General features: G+C 58.1%; 20 protein-coding genes. 14 read left to right on the forward strand and 6 right to left on the reverse strand.

The genetic code is table 11. From position 1 onward, the window contains the following. The first annotated feature begins 223 nt into the window (after positions 1-223). The 3 genes from MN186_RS14525 to MN186_RS14535 all read left to right on the forward strand — a co-directional run bounded on the left by MN186_RS14525 (position 224) and on the right by MN186_RS14535 (position 2,856). Positions 224-1,903 (forward strand): Na/Pi cotransporter family protein, encoded by a 1,680-nt coding sequence (locus MN186_RS14525; RefSeq protein WP_242115090.1) that lies wholly within the window; start codon positions 224-226, stop codon positions 1,901-1,903. A 318-nt stretch (positions 1,904-2,221) separates the two neighbouring features. Continuing rightward, positions 2,222-2,599, forward strand: coding sequence for an Rrf2 family transcriptional regulator (locus MN186_RS14530; RefSeq protein WP_242115091.1), 378 nt, complete (start codon positions 2,222-2,224; stop codon positions 2,597-2,599). A 32-nt stretch (positions 2,600-2,631) separates the two neighbouring features. Beyond that, on the forward strand, positions 2,632-2,856 hold the full coding sequence (locus MN186_RS14535) for a hexameric tyrosine-coordinated heme protein (RefSeq protein WP_242115092.1): 225 nt from the start codon (positions 2,632-2,634) through the stop codon (positions 2,854-2,856). Between the two features lie 85 nt (positions 2,857-2,941). Here MN186_RS14535 and MN186_RS14540 read toward each other — a convergent pair whose 3' ends face one another. Genes MN186_RS14540 through MN186_RS14555 form a run of 4 tightly spaced genes read right to left on the reverse strand, consistent with a single transcriptional unit; the run spans position 2,942 to position 8,392 of the window. Beyond that, complete coding sequence (locus MN186_RS14540) at positions 2,942-6,031, reverse strand: efflux RND transporter permease subunit (RefSeq protein ID WP_242115093.1); 3,090 nt, start codon at positions 6,029-6,031, stop codon at positions 2,942-2,944. Beyond that, positions 6,028-7,386, reverse strand: coding sequence for an efflux RND transporter periplasmic adaptor subunit (locus tag MN186_RS14545; RefSeq protein ID WP_242115094.1), 1,359 nt, complete (start codon positions 7,384-7,386; stop codon positions 6,028-6,030). The genes MN186_RS14540 and MN186_RS14545 overlap by 4 nt, the downstream gene beginning before the upstream one ends. Beyond that, positions 7,383-7,991: a TetR/AcrR family transcriptional regulator gene (locus tag MN186_RS14550; protein ID WP_242115095.1), complete on the reverse strand. Its 609-nt coding sequence runs from the start codon at positions 7,989-7,991 to the stop codon at positions 7,383-7,385. The genes MN186_RS14545 and MN186_RS14550 overlap by 4 nt, the downstream gene beginning before the upstream one ends. Next, complete coding sequence (locus MN186_RS14555; protein ID WP_242115096.1) at positions 7,988-8,392, reverse strand: hypothetical protein; 405 nt, start codon at positions 8,390-8,392, stop codon at positions 7,988-7,990. The genes MN186_RS14550 and MN186_RS14555 overlap by 4 nt, the downstream gene beginning before the upstream one ends. Positions 8,393-8,575: 183 nt before the next feature. Between MN186_RS14555 and MN186_RS14560 the strand changes: the two genes are divergently transcribed. From MN186_RS14560 to MN186_RS14610, 11 genes are all read left to right on the forward strand, one after another. After that, complete coding sequence (locus MN186_RS14560) at positions 8,576-10,132, forward strand: ABC transporter substrate-binding protein (RefSeq protein WP_242115097.1); 1,557 nt, start codon at positions 8,576-8,578, stop codon at positions 10,130-10,132. 116 nt (positions 10,133-10,248) lie between these two features. Continuing rightward, positions 10,249-11,229, forward strand: a complete 981-nt coding sequence (locus tag MN186_RS14565; RefSeq protein ID WP_242115098.1) for an ABC transporter permease — start codon at positions 10,249-10,251, stop codon at positions 11,227-11,229. Then, positions 11,226-12,176, forward strand: a complete 951-nt coding sequence (locus MN186_RS14570; protein WP_242115099.1) for an ABC transporter permease — start codon at positions 11,226-11,228, stop codon at positions 12,174-12,176. Before MN186_RS14565 ends, MN186_RS14570 begins: the two co-directional genes overlap by 4 nt. A 4-nt stretch (positions 12,177-12,180) precedes the next feature. Next, on the forward strand, positions 12,181-13,176 hold the full coding sequence (locus MN186_RS14575) for an ABC transporter ATP-binding protein (RefSeq protein WP_242115100.1): 996 nt from the start codon (positions 12,181-12,183) through the stop codon (positions 13,174-13,176). Further along, entirely contained in the window at positions 13,173-14,219 is a 1,047-nt protein-coding gene (locus MN186_RS14580) for an ABC transporter ATP-binding protein (protein WP_242115101.1), read from the forward strand. The genes MN186_RS14575 and MN186_RS14580 overlap by 4 nt, the downstream gene beginning before the upstream one ends. Positions 14,220-14,234: 15 nt before the next feature. Further along, a complete protein-coding gene (locus tag MN186_RS14585) occupies positions 14,235-15,200 on the forward strand; it encodes a LysR family transcriptional regulator (protein WP_242115102.1) in 966 nt (321 codons plus the stop codon). A 133-nt stretch (positions 15,201-15,333) separates the two neighbouring features. Next, positions 15,334-15,600 (forward strand): spike base protein, RCAP_Rcc01079 family, encoded by a 267-nt coding sequence (locus MN186_RS14590; RefSeq protein WP_242115103.1) that lies wholly within the window; start codon positions 15,334-15,336, stop codon positions 15,598-15,600. A 35-nt stretch (positions 15,601-15,635) separates the two neighbouring features. Next, positions 15,636-16,412: a hypothetical protein gene (locus tag MN186_RS14595; RefSeq protein WP_242115104.1), complete on the forward strand. Its 777-nt coding sequence runs from the start codon at positions 15,636-15,638 to the stop codon at positions 16,410-16,412. After that, positions 16,409-16,801 carry a hypothetical protein gene (locus MN186_RS14600; protein WP_242115105.1) on the forward strand — a complete coding sequence of 131 codons (393 nt, stop codon included), beginning with the start codon at positions 16,409-16,411 and terminating at the stop codon, positions 16,799-16,801. Before MN186_RS14595 ends, MN186_RS14600 begins: the two co-directional genes overlap by 4 nt. A gap of 133 nt (positions 16,802-16,934) precedes the next feature. Then, the gene (locus MN186_RS14605; protein ID WP_242115106.1) at positions 16,935-17,594 is read left to right on the forward strand and encodes a sugar transferase; all 660 of its coding nucleotides are present in this window, start codon (positions 16,935-16,937) and stop codon (positions 17,592-17,594) included. Between the two features lie 38 nt (positions 17,595-17,632). Then, the gene (locus tag MN186_RS14610) at positions 17,633-19,741 is read left to right on the forward strand and encodes a polysaccharide biosynthesis tyrosine autokinase (protein ID WP_242115107.1); all 2,109 of its coding nucleotides are present in this window, start codon (positions 17,633-17,635) and stop codon (positions 19,739-19,741) included. Here the strand turns inward: MN186_RS14610 and MN186_RS14615 are convergent. Together MN186_RS14615 and MN186_RS14620 are read right to left on the reverse strand one after the other, a co-directional pair. Further along, positions 19,738-21,045 (reverse strand): polysaccharide biosynthesis/export family protein, encoded by a 1,308-nt coding sequence (locus MN186_RS14615; RefSeq protein WP_242115108.1) that lies wholly within the window; start codon positions 21,043-21,045, stop codon positions 19,738-19,740. The genes MN186_RS14610 and MN186_RS14615 overlap by 4 nt on opposite strands. Before the next feature lie 238 nt (positions 21,046-21,283). Further along, positions 21,284-22,429: a glycosyltransferase family 4 protein gene (locus MN186_RS14620; RefSeq protein ID WP_242115109.1), complete on the reverse strand. Its 1,146-nt coding sequence runs from the start codon at positions 22,427-22,429 to the stop codon at positions 21,284-21,286. Positions 22,430-22,437 lie beyond the last annotated feature (8 nt).

Raw genomic sequence — 22,437 nt, forward strand, 5'->3', positions numbered from 1 at the left:
TGACTACAGACAGCGTGAACACGGCCCGCAGTATCAAGCGCGGAGTGCAACGAGGCGCCAATCCATCACCCGGATGGCGTAGAAACCTTTGGTCCCAACACAGTCGAACTGGATGATGCAGTTGTAGAGCGAAAGCAGCACCCCTATGATGACCCGTCAGGCGTCGCGTCGCGATAATGAAGCATGCGTTGATTGACCTGATGAAACTGGTGGGTTCGTAGGAATGGCAATCATCAACTTCGTAATCAGCCTTGCGGGCGCAACGATGCTGTTGCTTTTTGCCGTTCGCATGGTCCGCACGGGGATCGAGCGCAGCTTTGGCGCCTCGTTTCAGCGGGTGCTGACAGATAGCCGCAGCCGTGTTGGTGCCAGCGTTTCCGGCCTGTCGCTGGCAATTATTCTGCAAAGCTCGGCGGCGGTGGCGCTGTTGGTGGCCGGTTTCGCATCCAGCGGGTATTTGGCGTTTCCAACCGGACTTGCCATTGTGTTGGGCGGTGATCTGGGTTCGGCGCTGATCATTCAGGTCTTATCGTTCAAGATGGATTGGCTGATCCCGCTTCTGCTTGCGCTTGGCGGATGGTTGTTCGTGAAGGTCGAACATAAGAAGGGCCGGCAGTTGGGTCGCATCCTGATGGGCGTGGCTTTCATCTTGATTTCGCTTCAGTTCTTGCGCGAGGCGGTATCGCCAATTCGTGACAGTTCGTTCCTGCCTGCAGCGGCGGACTATCTGGCCCGTGATTTTGTGACTGCGTTCATCGTGGGCGCCGCGTTGGCGTTCGTGATGCATTCCAGCGTGGCGGCGATTTTGATGTGTGTAACGCTGGTTCAGATCGACGCGATCCCGTTTGCTGCAGCGCTTTCGCTTCTTCTTGGGGCAAATCTGGGCAGTGCTTTCATTCCGATATGGCTGACGCGGGGGATGCCCACATCCGCGCGACGCATACCATTTGCAAACTTGTTTTTACGCGGCAACTGGGCGCTGATCGTCCTTTTTGGCGTCAACTTGCTGTTTGATCCTAGTCATTTGCTGATTGTTAGTGCAGGTCAGTCGCTGATCTATGCCCATATTGGGTTTAACCTTTCACTACTTTTGCTGGCTTTGCCGTTCTGCGGCTTGCTTGAACGCCCGTTGTCTTTGCTGTTGCCAGGTACGCCCTCAGTTGCGCCGTTTGGGGTCGAGCAACCTTTCAGTGCGCTAGATCCTGCGGCGCTGGACACGCCGCAGCAGGCTATTGCTAGTCTGAAACGTGAGCTTTTGCGTATGATTGATTTGGTTGAGCAGATGTTTCGCGTCGTGCCGCAATTATATGATGCAGCCGATAAGGACCTGTTTCGAGCGACCCGCGCCCACGACGATCCGGTGAATGATGCGCTGTCGGGGATCCGATCGTATGTGGCAAGCATGCCGCAGGACGCCTATGACAAAGCAGATAAAAAAATGGTGGCGGGCCTGATGGAATATGCGATCCGCCTTGAAGCCGCAGGTGACGTTATCGCGTTAAAGTTGACATCGGTTGCCAAGGAAAAATTTGAAGGGCATCTGCAATTTTCCGACGAAGGGTGGTCCGAGCTTCTAAGGATGTACGAGGCTGTTTGCGCCAATTTTCAACTGGCCAGCAACGTGCTGATTTCTGACGATGTGGAAAGCGCCCGGTTGCTTGTGGTGGAAAAGGCGGAATTTAAACGCGCCGAGCGGAAAAGCCGTAAATATCACTTGGCGCGATTGCAAAGTGGCCGCGTCGAAAGCTTCGAAACAAGCGATATCCATCTTGAGACACTGCGCGCCCTGCGTGACATCAACAACCATATTGCCGCGATTGCCTATCCGATACTGTATCGCAATGGGCAATTGTTGGAAACGCGCCTGATTGAGGATTTGGATCCGAAAGAGGTAAGCCGGTAAAGCAGTGATTGCGCCGCCGCCGCTCTAGGCACGCAGCGCAAGTCACCGATCGAAATGGCTCTTGTTAATCGGAATAGATACGTGCGCAGGCATCGATGTGCACCTTCGCATGGATGCGGTTAACAAGCTTTGTCAGCAAGACATCATAAAACCCGGTTTACGCCATCAAGGCACGGATCATTAGGGGGCGGACTGACGCCATTTTCGAGTGATCTTGTTTCATGCGTGGATGTAAATTCTGCTGTCAAACACTTTGCAAACGAGGTTAAACTTGCTAATAGGTATCTTAAATACCTATTAACGATCAGGGTTGCGCTGATGCGACTGATGTCTTTCATCGACGATGGCTCGCGGATTTTGATGCGGATGGCAAGTACGCGGGAGCGCGCGTTCACCACCCGTGAACTGGCCGAAAAATTCAGCCTGTCCGGCGCGGAAATAGTTACCACGCGGCGCGCCGGCAGGGCAATCTTGGCACCATTCGCCAACCAACTTCGCCTTGGCCAGCTGATCGTAATTCTAGGGATCAACCAGCCCGTTTTTGCATGCTTTGATCGCGGTGGAAAACAATGCCCCATCGACTGGTATTGCGGGTTGAAAGCCCGTTTGAAAGCCGCTGAAAGTGCGTTTCTTGCAGACCTTGATCAATCCACGCCAGCAGACATTGCATTGCCTGCTGGCGTGGCTACTGTGTGACAACCCATCAATGAATATTGAAAGGAAAAACTATGACCACTTGGCTTCCATCGCTAATCACCGAGACACCGGAAGAAGGCTACGACCTTGCCGTCAAACTATCGCGCGTTGCGGTCAAGCTGACGCAACCTGACGCGGAAGCCCGTGACCGGATGCGCCCTGAATACGCCGAAGACGCCGACGCTTTGATTGCCGTCAGCCAGGTTGTAGCAACACATTTCGCAACCGTTGCCGCGGCGAACGGATACTGGCGCTAGGCGCAGATCAGAAGATCCCGGCAAGGGATCTATGGTCATATACAGCGCACCATTTAGGCCGTGGCAACGTTAGTTCGTCGACCCGTCATGCCTTCGACAATGTGCTTAGGTTCAAGTCATCCAGAATGGCGTAGATGGCGGGCAGGACGAACAGCACCACGAGGCTTGCGGTCAGAAGGCCAAACACAAGGCTGGCCACAAGCGGGATCAGAATCTGGGCTTGCAGACTGGTTTCGGTGAGGATCGGCAGAAGTCCAGCCGTGGTTGTGGTGGTGGTCAGGAAGATTGCGCGGAACCGGGCACGTGCGGCCCGGGCCGCAGCTTGAGACACGTCTAACGCATCGGCGTGTTCGTGTTTCACGAAATCGACCAACAGGATCGAGTTGTTGACGACAACGCCCGCCAGCGCGACGAAGCCCAACATACTGGGCATCGAGAAATCCAGCCCCATTAACATGTGCCCGAAGATCGCGCCTGGAAGCGACAGTGGAATGACCAGCATTACAATGATCGGCTCGATATAAGACCTGAACAGAAAGCTGAGCAGCAGAAATACACCAAGAAGTCCGATGAAAAAGCCCTTCAGCATGGATTGTTGGGTTTTGCCAGCCTCGGCGTTCTGGCCTTCGACATCCAGCCATATGGACGGGTGGCGCTTAAGAAGGCCGGGCACGAAACGTTCCATTGTGTCGCCAACGATAGCATTTGAATTTGCGATGCGGGTGTCGATTGCACCTTGCACCACGACGCTGCGCACACCGTCTTGGTGGTTGATGCGGCTGTATCCCTGCCCGATTTCAACATCTGCCACCACCCTGAGCGGCACGTACGTTCCATCGGTGCGGGTGATGTTGAACGTGTCGAACACCCTGTGGCTGCTGCGATCCTGCGGAGCCAGCTGGGCGGTGACTTCGACCAGATTGCCCGCGACCTGCATTTCGCTGATCGTGGTCCCAAAATAAGCGGCTCTGAGTTGATCGGCGATCATCGTGGCGGTGATCCCCATAGGGCCTGCAGCATCGCGCAGCGTCACACGTAGCTCGCGTTTGCCGGGGCGCAAATCATCAAGGATTGAAGTCACGCCCTTGTACTGCCAAAGCCAGTCCTGCAATTCGACCGACGCGGCCTTCAGTGCCGTCAGGTCGTCGCCTTTCAGATGCAAATCAATCGCGATCCCGGCGGGGCCGATGGTGCTTTCGGCGTATTTCAGGCTGATCACGTCCGGCACCGGCCCAACCGTGTCGCGCCAAAGCTCCATGATCTCGTCGGGGGTGCTGCGTCGTTCAGCCGATGGCAGAAGGTCGACGCTCAACGTCACCACATGCGCGCCGGTTTCAAAAGCGTCGCGGTTCAGCCCATGAAAGACCGAGATATGGCGGATCAGTTCTGCACCATCGGGCTGCTGTGGTGTCAGGGTGGCGTTGACGTGGTCCAGCCCTGCCTCCAACTGGTCAACGATCTGATCGGTGCGCGACAGGGGGGTGCCCTGCGGCAGAAGCACCCGCGCGACAATCGTGTCGCCGTCCAGTTCGGGAAAGGCGGTAAATTTCAAATAACCGCCCGCCAACATGCTGGTTGCGATCAGAAGCACCGCAACGCTTGCCCCAGCGACCGCATAGCGCCAGCGGATCGTCAGGTCGACCAGCGGCCCGACAACACGGTTGCGCGTCCAGTCGACCGCATGTTCGACACGGGCGCGAAGGCCGGTATCGTTGTTTGCGACCTCAAGGCTGTGGATCAGGTGGTGGGGCAAGATCAGAAAAGCTTCGATCAGCGAGACCATCAGGACAAACAGCATAACGACAGGCACCACGCGCAAGACCGCGCCCAGATCGCCCGACAGGAACGCAAGCGATCCGAAGATCATCGCGGTCGTCCCGAACGAGGCAAGCACGTTGGGAAACACCTGTGTCGCGCCCTCGACCGCCGCATCCAATGGGCTGCGGCCTTTTTCGCGCAGGCGGGCGATGTTTTCGGCGATCACGATTGCGTCGTCCATCAAAAGCCCGATCACGATCAACAAACCCAGCGTCGTCATCAGGTTCAGCGAATAGCCGATCAAGCCCATCAGGGCGACGCCGCCCATGAAGGATACGGGCAGCCCCATCGCGACCCAGAACGAAAAGCGAAAGCCAAAGAACAGCCACAAGACAAGGAAGACCAAAGCCAGCCCCTGCAGCCCGTTGACCACCACCAAGGTCAACCTGTCACGCACGACTGAAACACCATCGGCGGTGATTGCTAAAGTGACACCGGGCGGGGCTTGGGCGCGCTCGTTCTCAAGAAACGATTGCAGCGCGTCCATCGTGCGCAAGCTATCCTCGGCGCGGGTTTTGGTGATGTCGAGGATTGCCGCTGGCTTGTCGTCGAACAGGATTACGTCATCGTCCAGCGCAAACCCTTGCGAGATGTCGGCCAAATCGCCCAGCCGAACTTGACCACCATCGGCCGAGGACCGCACGATAAGCGCGGCCAGTTCAGCGGTGTCGCGCCGTTCTTCGGCCACGCGCAGCAAAAGGGTCTCGGTCGATGTCTCGATGCTGCCTGCGGGCAAGTCCAAGCTGCCCGCCTGTACGGTGCGGGCGATGTCGGCCACCGAGACGTTGAATTTCTGAAGGGCACCGGGATGCAGGTTGATCTGTAACTCGCGCGTGGAAAAGCCGCGGATGTCCACCTTGGGGATGCCGCCCCAACGCAGCATACCGGTGCGGACTTGTTCGGCGTAATCTTTCAGATCAGTGCGCGTTTCGGGGCCGGTGACGGCAACCGACGCGACGAAATCGGTCAGCCCAAGGGGTTTGATGGTCGCGGTCTCGGCCCGGTCGGGAAAATCGGTGATGGCTTCAATTTCCGATTTAACATCGGCGACGAAGCCCTGAAAGTTTTCGCCCTCGCGCATCGTCACCACCGCACGCCCAAGGTTCTCGCGCGCCTCGCAGTTGTGGCGTTCAATGCCGGTAACGGCGTCCAGTGCGTTTTCGACCCGCTCGCAGATGGCGGTTTCAACCTCTTCCGGGCGGGCACCGGGATAGGGGACGGTGACTTCAACCTCGTTGGGCGCAGCGCGGGGAAAGGTCTCGCGCAGCAAGGTGGGGCTGACGAACAAGCCGGCGGACAGGAACAGGATCATCAACAGGTTGGCGATGGTTGGGTGAGCGGTGAAAAATCGGATCATTGCGCCGCGTCCTCCGCCAGAAGCTGGTCGATCACAGCGGGGTCTGGATGAGGGTCAAGAAGCGCGCCGTCGATCATCGGGATGGGCGTGCTGAGCACAATCCGGCTGCCTTCGGGAACACCTTCTGTAAATAGCGCGATGTTATCTTGCAGTAGGTGCGGACTGGCCGCGAGGGTGCTGAGCCGGTTGTCCTGATCGGCGACGAAGACTCGTCCGTTATGAAGGGCGCTGCGCGGGAGAACGATGCCCGATACCGGGGTCGAGCGCAGAGCAACATCGACGAACATTCCCTTGGCCAGCGGAGGGCGGTTTCCGGCCTCTGTCCGCCCATAAGGATTGTCGACCTGCACCACGACGCCGACCGTGCCGGTCTTGAGGTCGATCCCATCGCTTAGCCGGGCGACGGTGGCGGGCCATGTTACGACCTCGTCCCCCAAAGACAGGCGCACCTGGGCTTGCAGTTTCAGTGTGCGCAAAACATCGGTCAGTTGCGAGGGGTCCATTGGCAAGGTTCTGGGCGCGTCGCCGTGTGATTGGACCAGACGGCGGAAACGGTCCATAGCAACCTGCACGACGACTTCGGCCAGATCCACACCGTCCAATGTGGCGGCGGATTGGCCGACGTTCAGAAACTGCCCCACCTCGATCGAATGGGACGCGACGCGGGCGGTGAACGGAAGGGTCATGTTGCTGCGCTGAAGGTTCAGTTCGGCGGTGTCCAGATTGGCTTCGTACAAGGCGATTTGTTCGGTTTGAACGGCGCGCTGCGTGGGAAAGAGGGCCAGCGTGCTTTCGATGCCCTGCACCTTTTGCCGCTGGGCCAGATGGGCGGCGCGCACCGCGTCACGGGCGGTCTGGGTCATTGTCCCGGCTTTGAACAAGGCCTCGGCCCGGGCAAGGTCGGATGCCTTGACTGACAGGGCTTCTTGCTCGATCTCAAGCGCGGCGCGCTGGTTTTCTTCGGATACACTCAATTCGGCCAGTCGTGCTTCGGCGGACCGGATGTTGGCGTTGGCCTGCGCGATGGCAAGGTTGAAGTCCGTGGGCGACAACCGCCACAACACAGCCCCTTTGGGCAGGATTTGCCCATCTTGGAGGGCGGGGTTTACGTAATCGACCGTGCCGCCAACCTGCGTAATGGCTTGGAAGGTTCGGGCGGGCGTCACGACGCCGAAGCCTATCACGGTTGGCGTGATCTCGCGAACCTTCGCGGTTGTGACCCGCACGGCGCTGGCGCGCTCGGCAAGGTCAATGCGTTCGGGCGGGGCACGGTTTGCCACGACATAAGCCAGGATGGCGGCGCCCACCAAGGCTATGGGCAGGGTGATCAGCGCCAGTTTCAAGCCGGTTTTCATGGCTGGCTTCCTTCAGGTTCAAAAAGTGATAATTGCAAGTCCAGAAGGCGGGTGCCGTCCTGGACAAGATGCCCGGTGTCGCGGGTCAGGATCAGACGCAACACGAGGCTTTGGATCAGGCCGACCAATAGCGTGGCGCAGTCGTCGGGGGTTAGGTTTGAGCGCAACTGGCCCGCGAGGCGCAGCCGGTCGCAGCACAGGACAAGCGCGTTGTGAAATTCGGTCATCGCCTCCAAGACGCGTTGGCGTGTCTGGGCGAGGCGTCCGGTCGGGTCGCGCGTCACCATGATTTCAGGCAAGGCCGGGTGGTCGCGGACCAGATGCAGATGTGCCAGTACCATGTCGCGCAGCAGGTCGGCGGAAGGCTTTTCAGAATTTGCGGCAAGCGCGGTATTCTGCGCGATCCGTTTCACAACGCTATCGGCAATGGCGATCCAGATGTCTTCTTTCCGCGGGTAGTGCTTATAGATCGCGGGCTGGGTCAGGCCCAGCCGCCCTGCGATTTGGCCGGTTGTGACATGGTCCGGCCCAACCTCGAACGCCAGATCAAGGGTTGCGGCCAGGATTTCAGCCTTGCGGTCGCCGGATGGTTTGCGGGTTTTCACGGGCGTATGCTTGTGCGGCGTGTGGCAAGGGCGATGATGGTCCAAAACAGGAACCGAAAGGCGAGTGCGCCGACGGTGCGGACCTCGAACGTGGTGCCAGAGATGATTGTGGCAGCAAAGGCAAGGATGATGATGGCGGTGGCAGCCGCGATGATGCCCGCAAGCAAGGGCGCCCATACCTTATCCAGCCACAGCCCGATGGCCGCGATGACATAAGCAAAACCCGCAAGGAAATTGAACCAGACGACGAATTCGATGTAATTGCCCGCAGCTTCCCGTGCAGGGGCGGGGCCAAACAACACGCTGCCGCCAGAAAATATCGTCATCGCCCCGAAGATCAGCGCAATGATCGCCACTGGCTTGATCCAGCGGTGCGGTATCTTTTCCTTGGGCGCGGACATGACGATTCCGATCAAAAAGTTATAGGTCTATAACTAGATTGATTGTAATGAGATTTCAATGCGAAAAGTTGCGTATCTTCTGGCATCCCATGCGTTCGGCGCATTGGCTATTCGCTTTAGGCATTTGCCCTTTGCGTCAACAGGGGGCTAGCTTCACTGGCACAAACACAGGGGAGTATCTCAATGACAAAATTCGTCAGAAGCCTGACGGCTGCGGCCGTCGTGGCAACAATGGCGTCGGCAGCTTACGCCGAAAATACCGTGCGCGTCGCCTATGACGCCGACCCGGTATCGCTGGACCCGCATGAACAACTGTCGGGCGGCACGCTGCAATTATCTCATATGGTCTATGACCCGCTGGTGCGCTGGACGCAGGATCTTCAGTTCGAACCGCGCCTGGCCGAAAGCTGGGAACAGATCGACGACACCACCATGCGCTTCAAGCTGAAAAGCGGCGTCAAGTTCCATTCAGGTAACATGCTGACCGCGAAGGACGTGGACTGGACATTTGACCGCCTGAAGAAAAGCGATGACTTCAAGGGCATCTTTGCGCCCTTCACTGATGTCGAGGTCGTGGATGACATGACCTTTGATCTGAAGACGTCCGAGCCTTACCCGCTGGTTCTGCACACTGCGACCTACATCTTCCCGATGGACAGCGCGTTTTACACTGGCGAAACGGATGACGGCAAAGACAAGTCCGAGATCGTCAAGCACGGTGATAGCTTCGCGTCGCGTAACGTGTCGGGCACTGGCCCTTATGTTGTGTCCGAACGTGAGCAAGGCGTGAAAGTCGTGTTTGATCGGTTCGCGGATTATTGGGACACCGAGAGCAAAGGCAATGTGGACCAGATCGTTCTGACCCCGATCAAGGAAGACCCGACCCGCGTGGCTGCGCTTCTGTCTGGTGATGTCGACTTCATCGCGCCGGTGCCGCCGACCGATCTGCAACGTGTGGCCGATGCTGATGGCGTTGACCTGATCACCATGCCCGGCACCCGGATCATCACCTTCCAGATGAACCAGGAACGTTCGGAACCTTTGAAAGACGCACGCGTTCGTCAGGCGATTGACTATGCCGTGAACAACGCCGGTATCGTTGATCGCATTATGCGTGGCTTCGGCACCGTTGCGGCACAGGCCAGCCCGGCAGGTTATCTGGGCCATGACCCGTCGCTGACACCGCGTTTTGATGTGGAAAAAGCCAAGGCGTTGATGGAGGAAGCAGGTTATGCCGATGGTTTCTCGTTGACCATGATGGCGCCGAACAACCGCTATGTGAACGATGACAAGATCGCACAGGCCGTTGCTTCGATGCTGTCGCAGATCAACATCAAAGTGGACCTGCAAACCTTGCCGAAAGCGCAATACTGGCCGAAGTTTGACGAACGTGCCGCTGACATGATGATGATCGGCTGGCATGCGGATACGGAAGATTCCGCTAACTTCCACCAGTTCCTGTCAGCTTGTCCGGATGCCGACACCGGCAATGGACAGTATAACTCGGGCAACTATTGCAACGAAGAAGCCGATGCGTTGATGATCGCGACCAACACAGAAACCGATCAGGACAAGCGCGCTGAAATGCTGCAAAAGCTGGAGGGTATTTTGTACGAAGACGCCGCCTATGTTCCGTTGCACTGGCAGAACCTTGCTTGGGGGTCGAAGGCCGGCATGAACTCGGGCGAGATCGTGAACGCGCTGAACTTCCCCTATTTCGGTGATCTGGTCGTCGAATAAGGAAACCTGCAACCGGGCTGGCGTGTACCGTTGGCCCGGTTTGCCTCTTCGTTGCAGTCTGACGGTCCTTCAGGCCGTATCCTGCGACGCCACCCCCAACGAATAAGGTCATTCAGATGTTTGCCTATCTCGTGAAGCGAGTTTTTCAGGCGATAGCCGTGATGTTCGTCATCTCGCTTATCGCCTTTGCCATTCAGGGCAATCTGGGCGACCCCCTGCGTGAGCTGGTCGGTCAGTCCGTTTCAGAAGAGGTCCGCCAGCAGTTGCGCGACGATCTGGGGCTGAACGACAGTTTCATCACCCAGTATCTGCGATTTGCGGGCAATGCGCTTCAGGGTGATCTGGGCACGTCCTATTTCTTCAAGGAACCCGCGCTGGATGTGATCATGAAAAAACTGCCCGCCACGCTGGAGCTTGTGCTGGGCGCGACAGTCATCATCATTGGTCTGTCCATCCCGCTGGGTGTCTATACCGCGATCAAACCCGATGCGATCGTGAGTCGGATCATCATGGGAATATCCATTGTCGGCATTTCGATTCCCGTTTTCCTGACCGCGATTCTGATGATCTTTGTCTTTTCGGTCGAATACGGCTGGTTCCCATCCTTCGGGCGCGGCGATGTCGTGCATGTCTGGGGCTATTGGGAAACCAATTTCGCAACGGCCGACGGCTGGATGCACATCATCCTGCCCTCGATTGCCCTTGCCTCGATCATGTTGCCGCTGTTTGTTCGCCTGATCCGGGCCGAGATGATGGAAGTTCTGCAATCCGAATACGTGAAATACGCCGTCGCCAAGGGGATCAAGCCGTGGCGGATTTACTTCGTGCATGCGCTGAAGAACACTTTGCTGCCGGTCATCACGGTGGGCGGTGTGCAGATCGGGACCATGGTGGCCTATACCATCCTGACCGAGACCGTCTTTCAGTGGCCGGGCATGGGCTTCATGTTCCTTGAGGCCGTCAACCGCGTCGATACCCCGCTGATCGTGGCCTATCTGATCGTCGTCGGCTTCATCTTCGTCGTGACCAACACCATCGTCGACCTGATCTATGGATTGGTGAACCCGACCGTGAACCTTGCAAGGATGGGCGCATGAACACCGAGACCGTTTCCCCAACCATGGAACCCTCGCGCTGGTCGAAAATCGTGAATTCCAATATGGCGTATAGCTTCCGGCGCAATCCGGTGGCGGTGGTCAGCTTGATCATCTTCGTGCTGATCGCCGCGGCGGCGATCCTTGCGCCGGTGATCGCGCCTTATGATCCCTATGACCCGATGCAAATCAACATCATGAACTCGGAGTATCCGCCCGCTTGGATCGACGGCGCCTTGCCCGAGTTCATGCTGGGCACTGACGACCAAGGGCGCGACCTTTGGTCAACCATTCTTTACGGCACGCGCTTGTCTCTGATGATCGGTATTTGTGCCGTAGCGTTGCAGGCATTTCTGGGCATCTCGATTGGTTTGATCGCGGGATACATCGGTGGGCGGCTGGACAGTTTGCTGATGCGGATGGCGGATATTCAGCTTTCCTTTTCGACCTTGATGGTGGCGATCATCTTTCTGGCGGTTACGCAAGCGATGTTCGGGTCCGAGCTGTTCAATCGCTATGCCGTATTTTTCCTGATCGCGGTGATTGGCGTCGCGGAATGGCCGCAATACGCGCGGACGGTCCGCGCCACTGTACTGGCCGAAAAGAAAAAGGAATATGTCGACAGCGCGCGGGTTCTGGGGTTCGGCCCCGGTCGGATCATGGTGCGGCATATCCTGCCGAACTCGCTGTCGCCGATCTTCGTCATTTCGACTGTGCAGGTGGCTAACGCGATCATCTCGGAAGCATCGCTGAGCTTCCTTGGTCTGGGTATGCCGCCCAGCCAACCGTCACTTGGGTCGCTGATTTCGTCCGGGTTCGACTATATCTTTTCGGGCAGTTGGTGGATCACGGTGATCCCCGGTGTGGTGCTGGTTATCTTGGTTCTGGTGATCAACCTGCTGGGCGACTGGATGCGCGACGTTCTGAACCCGAAACTCTATAAGGGATAACGCGATGTCATTGCTTTCGGTTCGCGATCTGACCGTAAAATTCGCCATGCGCGACGAAACCGTAACCGCCTTGAATGGCATCTCGTTTGATCTGGCCAAGGGGGAACGGCTGGGCATTGTCGGTGAAAGCGGTGCGGGCAAGTCGATTACCGGGTTTGCCCTGATGAATCTGATCAGCCGTCCTGGCTTCGTGGACCGTGGCGAAATTCTGTTTCACGACGAAGATGTGGTGAAGATGAGCGATGCTCGCCTGCGCGAGTTGCGTGGCGACAAAATGGCGATGATCTTTCAAGATCCGATGGTCACGCTGAACCCCGTTTTGACCATTGGGCAGCAGATGCTGGAAACCCTGATGGCGCACCGCAAGCTAAGTCGGGAAGAGGCGCGCCAGATCGCGATCGTAAAGCTGCGCGAGGTCTATATCCCCTCGCCCGAGGAGCGGCTGAACCAATACCCGCACGAATTGTCCGGTGGGATGCGCCAGCGGATTATCATCGCGATTGCACTTCTGCTGGACCCGGAATTGATCATCGCAGACGAACCCACCACCGCGCTGGACGTGACCATTCAGGCGGACATCATGGAACTGCTGCTGGAACTGTGCCAGTCCAACAAGGTCGGCCTGATCCTGATCACTCACGATCTCGGCGTCGTCAGTCAGATGACCGAACGCACGTTGGTCATGTATGCAGGCCGCATCATCGAGGCCGGACGCACGCGCGAGATCATCAACGATCCGCAGCACCCTTATACCCAAGGGCTGATCAACGCCTTGCCGCAGCAAACCCTGCCGGGTCAGAAACTGCGTCAGATTCCGGGCAATATGCCGTCCTTGACGAACATTCCGCCGGGCTGCCCGTTCAATCCACGTTGCGAATATGCAACCGATCTGTGCCGCACGACACTGCCCGAGATCATTCAATACGGCGAGGTTAGGGTGGCCTGCCACGAGGTTGAACGACTTCACGCCGAGGGCGCACGACAGGAGCAGGACGCATGAAAGACATGAACGCTCAGACTCCTTTGGTCGAAATCAGGAACCTTGAAAAACGGTTCGACCTTGATCAAGGCTGGCTGGAAACGCTGAAGTTCCGCAATGGTCGCTTTGTCCGCGAAACCCGTGGCGTTCATGCGGTGAACGATGTCACGCTGGACGTCAACCGGGGTGAGGCATTGTGCGTGGTTGGTGAAAGTGGTTGCGGCAAATCCACGGTTGCGCGGTTGGTTGCCGGGCTACTGACCCCGACCAAGGGCGAGATCCATTATGATGGCGCGCGGATCGACAACAGGTCGCGCGCGGAAATGCAGCCCTTGCGTAAAAAGATCCAGATGATCTTTCAGAACCCCTATGCGTCGCTGAATCCGCGCATGACGATCCGGCAGGCCTTGGAAGAACCTGTTCGCCATCACTACCCTACGTTCTCGGTGGCTGAGGTGCGCGATAAAGTCACCGAGGTGATGATGTCGGTCGGCGTCGACCCCAGTTGGGCCAAGCGATACCCGCACGAATTTTCGGGTGGTCAGCGCCAGCGGATTGCAATTGCGCGCGCCCTGACGGTCGACCCCGAATTCATCATCGCGGATGAGCCGATCAGCGCGCTTGATGTCTCTATTCAAGCGCAAGTCCTGAATTTGATGCTTGAGGCCAAGGAAAGCCGCGGCCTGACCTATCTGTTCATCACCCATGATCTGAGCGTCGTTGAACATTTCGGCACACGGGTTGCGGTGCTGTATCTTGGATCGGTGTGTGAGGTTGCTGACACGGCCACCCTGTTCTCTCACCCCAAACACCCCTATACTCGGGCTTTGTTGTCCGCTGTGCCGCAGCTAAAGGATGACCGGCCGAACCATATCCGCCTGAAAGGCGAGATCCCGACGCCGATCAACTTGCCGCAAGGTTGCCCCTTCCAAAGCCGCTGCGCGTTTGCGAATAACAGATGTAGTAGTGAAAAGCCGAACGCCATTCACCAGCCCGACGGCAGTCTTGTGGCCTGCCACGCTGTCGAGGAAGGTCGGTTGGACGAAGGGATGGTCGGCACCTGATATGGACCCGCGTCTTTGGATATTGCCTGGCTCAGAGATTTTGAAGCTTTGGTCGCGTGCAAGAATTTCTCGCGCGCGGCGGAAGATCGCAATGTAAGCCAACCGGCATTCTCGCGCCGTATTCGCGCGCTTGAGAACGAGATCGGCGTGCGCCTGATCAACCGCGACACCCTGCCCCTGGCGCTGACCCCGGCAGGTGAGGTGTTCTTGTCACAAGCCCGCATCATGCTGCGCACCTATGAAGAGACGATCGAACGGTGTCAGACCATTGACGCGACCAGCGAGAATGTGATCCGCTTTGCGGCGTCGCAATCGCTTTACATGACCCATTACAAATCTTTGATCGCCCCGCTTGTCAGCAGCGGCGGGGTGGACACGGATCTGAACTCGACCTCGTGGGCCGCGGACCAGTTTGTCAGTGCACTTCAGCAAAGCTATTGTGATGCGATCCTGACCTATTGGCACCCGTCGATGGAGTTTCTGGGTCCGCTTGAGGTCGCGAATTTCGAACATCTTACCCTGTCGGCCGACCGGTTCGTGCCGGTGTCACGCACCAAAAGGGGGGGTGGCGAGGCCGAATTCCGGTTCAAACCCGGCAGCAAGGACACCATGCCGCTGTTGTCCTATGGGGCCGGGTCCGCGTTGCGGGCGGTGCAGGATTTCGTGTTGGGCCAAGCAGTCAGGCCGCAAAAGATGCTGGTCGTTAACCAGAACGCATTGGCCAGCAGTGTAAAAGCCATGATCCTTGAGGGGTTTGGCATGGGCTGGCTGCCGCTGAGCCTGTGTGAAACCGAATTGGTGGGTGGACGGCTGGCGATTGTCGATGAGCGGCTGACGGCTGATCTTCAGGTGCGGATTTATCGCAACCCAAAAAATCGCAAGGGTGCGTTGGATGGGTTGTGGACGCAGTTGCAGCGGGATCAGGCCTTACGTGTTATCACGCGGCCTGCAACTGGCGCCCCGCAGTCGCCCATCGGTTAACGTTTCCTGATAACGGCGACCGGCTGGGTCAGACCCTTGAAACCCCTGTTCCTTAGGACTCGGACGATCCGTGGCCGCCGTCGGATTCTTCGGCATGGCGGTGCACATCGTGCGATTATGTCAGGAGCAAATGATGACCAACCCCTTTGAGAACCGCTCGCTTTCTTTGCGTGGGCCCGCTACCGACATGGCGCCGGTCACTCCGTCCGATGCGGTGGACCTGAGCCATTTCGCCGTCGCGCTTTATGTTGAAACCGGGGGCGCGGTTGCTTTCACCTCGGTTGCGGGGCATGACCGGGTGGTGACCGTAAGTGACAATGCAATCCTGCCCGTGGGTATCCGCCGTATTCTGGCCACCGGCACTACGGCCACCGGCATCCACGCCTTCGTGCTTGTCTGATGATGGGGTTGGGTTACGACATACCGGCGGTCGCATTGCGCCGAAGAACGGAGTCTGGTCCGGCTGCGTTTTCACCCCTAAACGCGTCACCGTCGGTTTTCTTCGACCCTGCACAGCCGGGCGGGCTGTTTCAGGATCCAGCCGGCACGGTGGCGGTGACGCAAGACAATCAGCCAGTGGGGTTGTGGCAGGATTGTTCGTCTAATGGGCACGATCTTGCACAACCGGTCAGTGCTGCGCGACCAACCTATCGGACCGATGGTGTACTGCATTGGATTGAGTCTGATGGCGTCGATGACGGCCTGCTGACAGAGGCGGTATTTGACGTGCAAAACCCCATAACGATGGTGCTGGGGTATCAGATGCTGTCAACATCTGGCACCGCCCGCGTGAATCTGGCCGAGATCAGCCGGACCAGCACTAATGGTATGTCGATCGGGGTGAGACCAAATATCGATCGATTGCAATATTACAGCCGCATGTCACAACAGGGCGTGTCAGCGACAAATGTCGCGTCGCCCTCAGTCTGGGGAAACCACGCGCGACATGTGGTGACGGTGCAGGCTGTTGCCGGTCGTGTTACGGCGCGGCTGGACGGGGTCGTAGTCATCGACACGGGTCAGAAACTGACCACTCAGTCAATTGCCGCACAGCCGCTTCGCGTTGGGCTGGGCCAAGTAACGGGCAGCATTCCCGGTGCGTTTCGGTTGTTCGGGCTGCAGGTCTGGACCGCGGCAGTAGCCCACCCCAATGCCGCGCAGATTACCGAGCTTGAGGCATGGGTGGCCGCCCGTACAGGCGTAACGCTGTGACTTTACGAATTACCATTGCCTGCCCTGAACATCTGACGGCACCCGCCAACCAGTTTGCCCTGTGTGTCGGCAATACATCGGCAGATGTACATACATTTGGCGATGCAATGTGGGAAGATGAACGCGGTGCGCGTTATGCGTTGGTGTCACTTCTGGCGGAGCCACAGTTCGCGGAAGTCGCCGCGCAGCCATTGCGCGCGCCGGATCATGCCGACGACGCCGACATTGCTGCCGCATCGGTGGCGCAGGCCGCGCTGCGCATCTGGTCACCGTTGTCGCCGGGCAGCTTTCCCAGTCTGGCGGCGGACTGCTTGATCGCAATCACTGGGCTGGACGCCGGTTTCGCGGTTCCCCTGCTCGGCCTGTCACCAGTTCCGGTCGCGGAGTAAAGCCCTGCCCGGCGACAAGGGCAGGGGCCACACCGCATGTGCGATATGTTCAATTTTATTTGACGTCTAAAAAAACCATGATATCAACCTAAAGGTGTTTATAATGCAGTAGACTGCAACCTTTAGGAATATCATGTATGAATTTGGCGCCCCCTCGGGCCAGATAGAGGGGTTGAAGACCTCTCAGCTTGATGCTGTCGTGCTGACACCCGCTGGATTTGCCATTGGGAAACGTGGCTTCGATATCTTGGTTTGCGTGCTTCTTCTTCCTGTTCTGTGCGCGATGGCGGTGGTTCTGTTCGTGATAAATCACGCTGCCAACCCCGGCCCTGTCTTCTTCACGCAGCACCGGATGGGTCGAAATTGCGCATCTTTCAAGGCCTTCAAGTTTCGCACGATGACGCCTTCAGCACAGACGCGGCGTGTGGATGAACCGCTTGAGGAAGAGCGCATCACCAGTCTGGGTGCTATGCTGCGCCAAAGTCGGATCGACGAACTGCCTCAAATCATCAATGTCTTGCGCGGTGAGATGAGTCTAATCGGGCCGCGCCCCGACTGCTATGACCACGCGATAACCTATCTGCATCACATCCCCGGCTATCGTGCGCGCCATGCCGTTTTGCCGGGCATCAGCGGTTTTGCGCAGACCGAAATCGGGTATGCAGAAGGTATCGCTGCCACCGCCCGCAAGGTCGAGGCTGATCTTTACTATATCGCCAACCGCAGCCTACGGTTTGAGGCTTGGATATTCTGGCGCACGCTTGCGACAATTGTCGGCCGTGCGGGGCGTTAGGTCATGCAGATCAAACCTATGCTAAACGAGGGTTTCGAATGAATATTCGGCAAGGATTTTCTAATCCATACGGCGGCGCCGGGCAAAACAACCATACGACACCGAATGGTCGAGATCTTGATCTTGTGCAAATCGGGCGTGCGCTTTGGCGTGGCCGCGCAACAATTGCACTTTTCGGTCTGATCGGTTTGCTGCTGGGCGCTGTCTATGGCTACGGCGTTGCGAAGCCGAAATATGCGGCGGCGACCCTGTTGGTGTTGCAACCACCCAGCGATCTGGTGCTTGATCGCACGACATCGGGGCGGGGCTTGTCGGCGGACTTGTCGGATATGAATACTCAGCTACATATCATCCGGTCGCGAAGCCTGGTGGCGCAACTGGTGGCCCAGCTGGATTTGACAGATGATCCGGAGTTCAACCCCGTCTTGCGCTCGGGGTTTGGCTGGTGGTCAGGGCCGGTTGATGCACCGGGGCCTGCAGATCCCGAAACGGCCCATCGGGTCTTGCGCAACGTGCAAGATGCGATCACTGCGCGGGTGCAACGTAATACTCGGATTTTCGTTGTCTCCGTAACATCGGAGGACCGTCAAAAGGCCGCAATAATGGCGAATGCCTTGGCGGACATCTATCTTCAGGACCAGATGAACACAAAGTTTTCTGCCGCTGAACAGGCTGCGGGCTGGCTGTCGGGCCGCGTTGGGGCATTGCAGCAGGATTTGGCCGCGCGGGAACAGGCCATCGCAGGTTTGCAGGCGCGCACTCAGCTGACCTCGGCCGAGGGACTGGCGCTGATGGGCGCGCGGTTGAAAGAGGTGCGCGCACGGTTGGCAGACGTGCAAGACCGTGCAAATCTGGCTGCTCAGGATGTGGCCGAGATTGCACGATTGCGATTGGCAGGTGACGTTGCCGGCATCGCGACAATGATCGGAGATCAGCAACTGGCCCGCTTGGCCGCGCAATCGGACCCCACACAGATTGACGTGCATCTTGACCGGGTGGAGGCACAGTACGCCGCAACCCACCAGCGGCTATCATCGCAACAGGTTGCCCTGGATCAATCCGTTGCGGAGTTGGAGGACGCGGTGGCCACCCAAGCCGCAGACCTGACTCGATTGCAGCAACTTGAACGTGAAGCGCAGGCAACGCGGGTTCTGTATGAAACGCTACTGTTGCGGTTGAAAGAGGCCAGCGCGCTTGGCGGTTTGCAAGAAGCGAACGCACGCGTGCTGTCAGAGGCGTCCGCTGGCACCTATCAATCGCCGCGCAAGGGCCTGATCATGGTGTCGACCATGCTGATTGGCGCGATGATTGCGGCGCTTTACGTTCTGTCGAAACAATTTCTGCACGCTGGTTTTCGTACGGCCGAGGAGCTGGAGGGCGCGACGGGCAAACCGGTCCTTGGACAAATCCCTGTCCTGCCGGTCACGAAGCGGAACGAACTGGTGCCATTTCTGGTGGACCACCCCACCGCCGCTGCGGTCGAGGCCATTCGCAACCTGCGCACATCGCTGTTGATGGCGAATGTCGATCAGCCGCCGCAGGTGATCCTGACCGCTTCGGCCATGCCGGGTGAAGGCAAGACCACACAAGCTGTTGCGTTGGCGCAAAACCTTGCCGGGCTGGGAAAGCAAGTGCTGTTGGTCGAGGGAGACATACGCCGCCGTACGTTGGCGCAGTATGTCCGGGTATCGTCTGAAGGCGGGTTAGTGTCTGTACTGGCGGGGCAAAAGACCTTGGCCGATGCGGTCCAGCATGTTTCGGCGCTGGGCGTGGATGTGCTGCTGGGTGAAGGCACGCAATCCAGTGCGGCAGACGTCTTTGCCTCGCGCCGGTTCGAGCAGATGATGCAATCGGCGCGCGCAAGTTATGACATGATTGTCATTGATAGCCCGCCGGTTCTGGTTGTGCCCGATGCAAGGGTGATCGCGCGCCATGTGGATGCCGTGCTTTTCGTGGTTGCGTGGAACAAGACGACGCGCCGGCAAGTGGCCGCGGGCTTGCGTCAGTTTGATCTGGCGAACTGTCCGGTCAGCGGCACGGTTCTGTCGCAGGTCAAACCAGACCAGATGGCGCGCTATGGATATGCCGACACCTATGCCGATAATGGTGCGCAGGGCGGTGGTTATTACGGCGCGGCACAGGCCTAGAGCGCGCCGCTATCGCCGTTCACTGACTTGTTGATCAGGATGGGGAATGCCTGTTCGAAGGCGCGCGACCATTTGGTGATCGGCTGTTCTTCGATGAAGACAATGTCATTGGGGCGCATCTGCATCCGCGTAGCCAATGTCATGTTGATGACGTTGGTGGCGTCCAGATGCCAAGCGGTGACCTTGATGTTGTCGGGGTCCGTACCTGAGCGTATCACATAGATCTGCCCCGGATTGCCGGTCTTCGTGTCAAAACCGCCCTCGTCATACAGAACGTCTGCAAGGTTGGCGTGACGTCCATAGGGAAGCGCGATGCGGCCTTGCTGTTTAACCTCGCCGGCCAGATAGACATAATCGCGCCGCTCGGCGTCAAGATCGCGGCGGGTGGTGAAGTTGGCACGCTGTTCGTCAAGGACATCGCGCTGAAGGATCATTTCGGCCTTTAATTCGGTCAATGCCTGCAACCGCGCGCCGCGTTTCAGGCCAATGGCGGCAATCTGTGTTTCGTAAAACGCCATTGCCCGATCAAGACTGTATCCTTCATCGACATAGACCGCGTCGCCCGGCAGCAGTGTCAGGTTCCGTGCGGACGGATTTGATCGCAACGCTGCGGCTGGCATTTGATAAAGTGTGCCATCGCGATACAGCCGGATCGCGGTCGTTTTCCGGTCGGTCGCGGTCACGCCGCCCGCCTGTGCCAGTGCATCGCCAAGGCGCAAGGGTTTCAGGGTCAGGGGCACGGCACCCGCGCGTGCGACCTTGCCGCCAATGGCCACGTGTTGGGATTTGAACTCGGTAATCTCAAGGCTGAACGCGGGGTCGATTTTCTTTGCGACGAGGGCTTGAAAAACGGCGTCTTCCGCATCGTCGAGCGTTTTGCCCGCCACCTCGACCTGACCGATATCTGGGATCGAGATCATGCCGTTGTCGCGGACGGTAAACCCGTGCCGCTGGGTTTGTGCGCTTAGCAGCCCGCCCAGCTCTTCTATTGTGCTGGCCGCGCTTTTGGTGACCAGCATCACCACGTCCCCGACCCCGATCCGGTATCGTGGGGCTGGTTTGTCCGCAGGCAGGTTCGTGGTGATCGTGTCGCGCGATTGTTTGGGGCTTTCGGGCATCTTTGGCAGTGCGGCCTGCCCGTGCAGCAGGCTCGATCCGCTTGCCACCGACTGGAAGGCTAGCGGCAGGTCCAGTGGTTGATATAGTGCCCCATTAGCCTGTTTGACCGAGCTTGCGGTGATCGGAACCACACGCACGTCCAGCCCGGCGGCTTGGCTTTGCACGGTCGGGCTGTGGTAGGTCACGCCGCAGCCAGAAACCATCAGGCATGAGCCAAAAAGAAGTGCGCGCAATCCGCTGGGGTACATGTTTTTCCTCCGACGATCCAAGCGTGTCTGCCTGCGGTTTTGCGCAGGGTCAGAGCAACCAATTAATACATACCAAAAGTGCAATTGTAAAAAATAAAAAAACCATAGGTTGTTTTTATTTGGGTGGCACCGGTCGGATAGTGTTGCGGAATTACCCGGCGGGCGGACAGAACGATCACGCATGTAACCGTGTGGCAGGTTGAGACATGACCGCTGTTTGCGTCACTTCGGCAATCGCAGCCAGGTAAGCTCGGACCACTATGGCTTGATCGTATTCGCGCTTCATCTTGCCCCGCCCGGCCCTGCCCATCGCCTCGCGTGCGCTGGGGGGCAGCGCCGTGAACGCTTGGATCGTATCGCGAAGGCTATCGGTGTTGCGCGGCGCGCACAGCAGGCCCGTGATGCCATCCTCAACCACATGGCGACACCCCGGTACATCAGTGGCGATTACAGGCCGGGCCATACTTGCGGCTTCAAGCAACGTGCGGGGGGCGCCCTCGCGATAGGATGGTAGAACGACGCAATCGGCCCCTGCAATAAAGGGACGTACGTCCGGGTGTTCGCCCAGATGTTCGATGATGCCTTCCTGCGCCCATTGTGCCAGTTCGGTTGCGCCCAAAGCTGACCGGTTCGCAGCATCGACCGGGCCGAGAATCTGGAACCGCACGTTCGTGCGCGTGGTGCGGATCTGGCGCGCGGCGTCGACATATTCGATCACGCCCTTGTCGCGTAAAAGGCGCGAGATCATCAAGAACACGGTGTCGGCACCCGCTGACATCGTGGCGGGCGCGAACCGGAGCAGATCGACGCCCGACCCCGGCAAAAGGTGTGCTTGATCGGGGGAAATCAGCTTGCGGTTCAGAAACAGATTGCGGTCGTCGGGATTTTGAAAAAACAGGACGGGCAGGCCACGGAAAGCAAAACGGTACAGAGTTTCGACCACCAGCCGTAACGGGCCACCAGACAGAAACCCCGTTCCAAGGCCCGAGATGTTCGGAATGAACGGAATGCCCAGTCGTTTGGCCGCCACTGCGCCAAAAATGTTGTTCTTGATTGTATAGCTCAGGATCACGTCGGGTTTGAGCGCCGCGAAATGCTGCGCGAACCGGGCAGCCAGCTTTGCGTTTTGGTGCGGCGACATGCCTTGGACATCCATTTCCAGATCGACCACCTGACACCCCAGATCGCGAAGCGCATTTGTTGCGTGATCGTGGGGGGCCAGGACGGTCACATGGTGACCTTGGTTCAGCAATGCCTTGATCACTGGACGACGAAAATTCGTTGCGTTCCAAGCGGCGTTGACAGTCAGGACGATGTGCATGGGCGGAC

This window comes from Aliiroseovarius sediminis (genome assembly GCF_022678485.1).
Lineage (GTDB): Bacteria > Pseudomonadota > Alphaproteobacteria > Rhodobacterales > Rhodobacteraceae > Aliiroseovarius > Aliiroseovarius sediminis.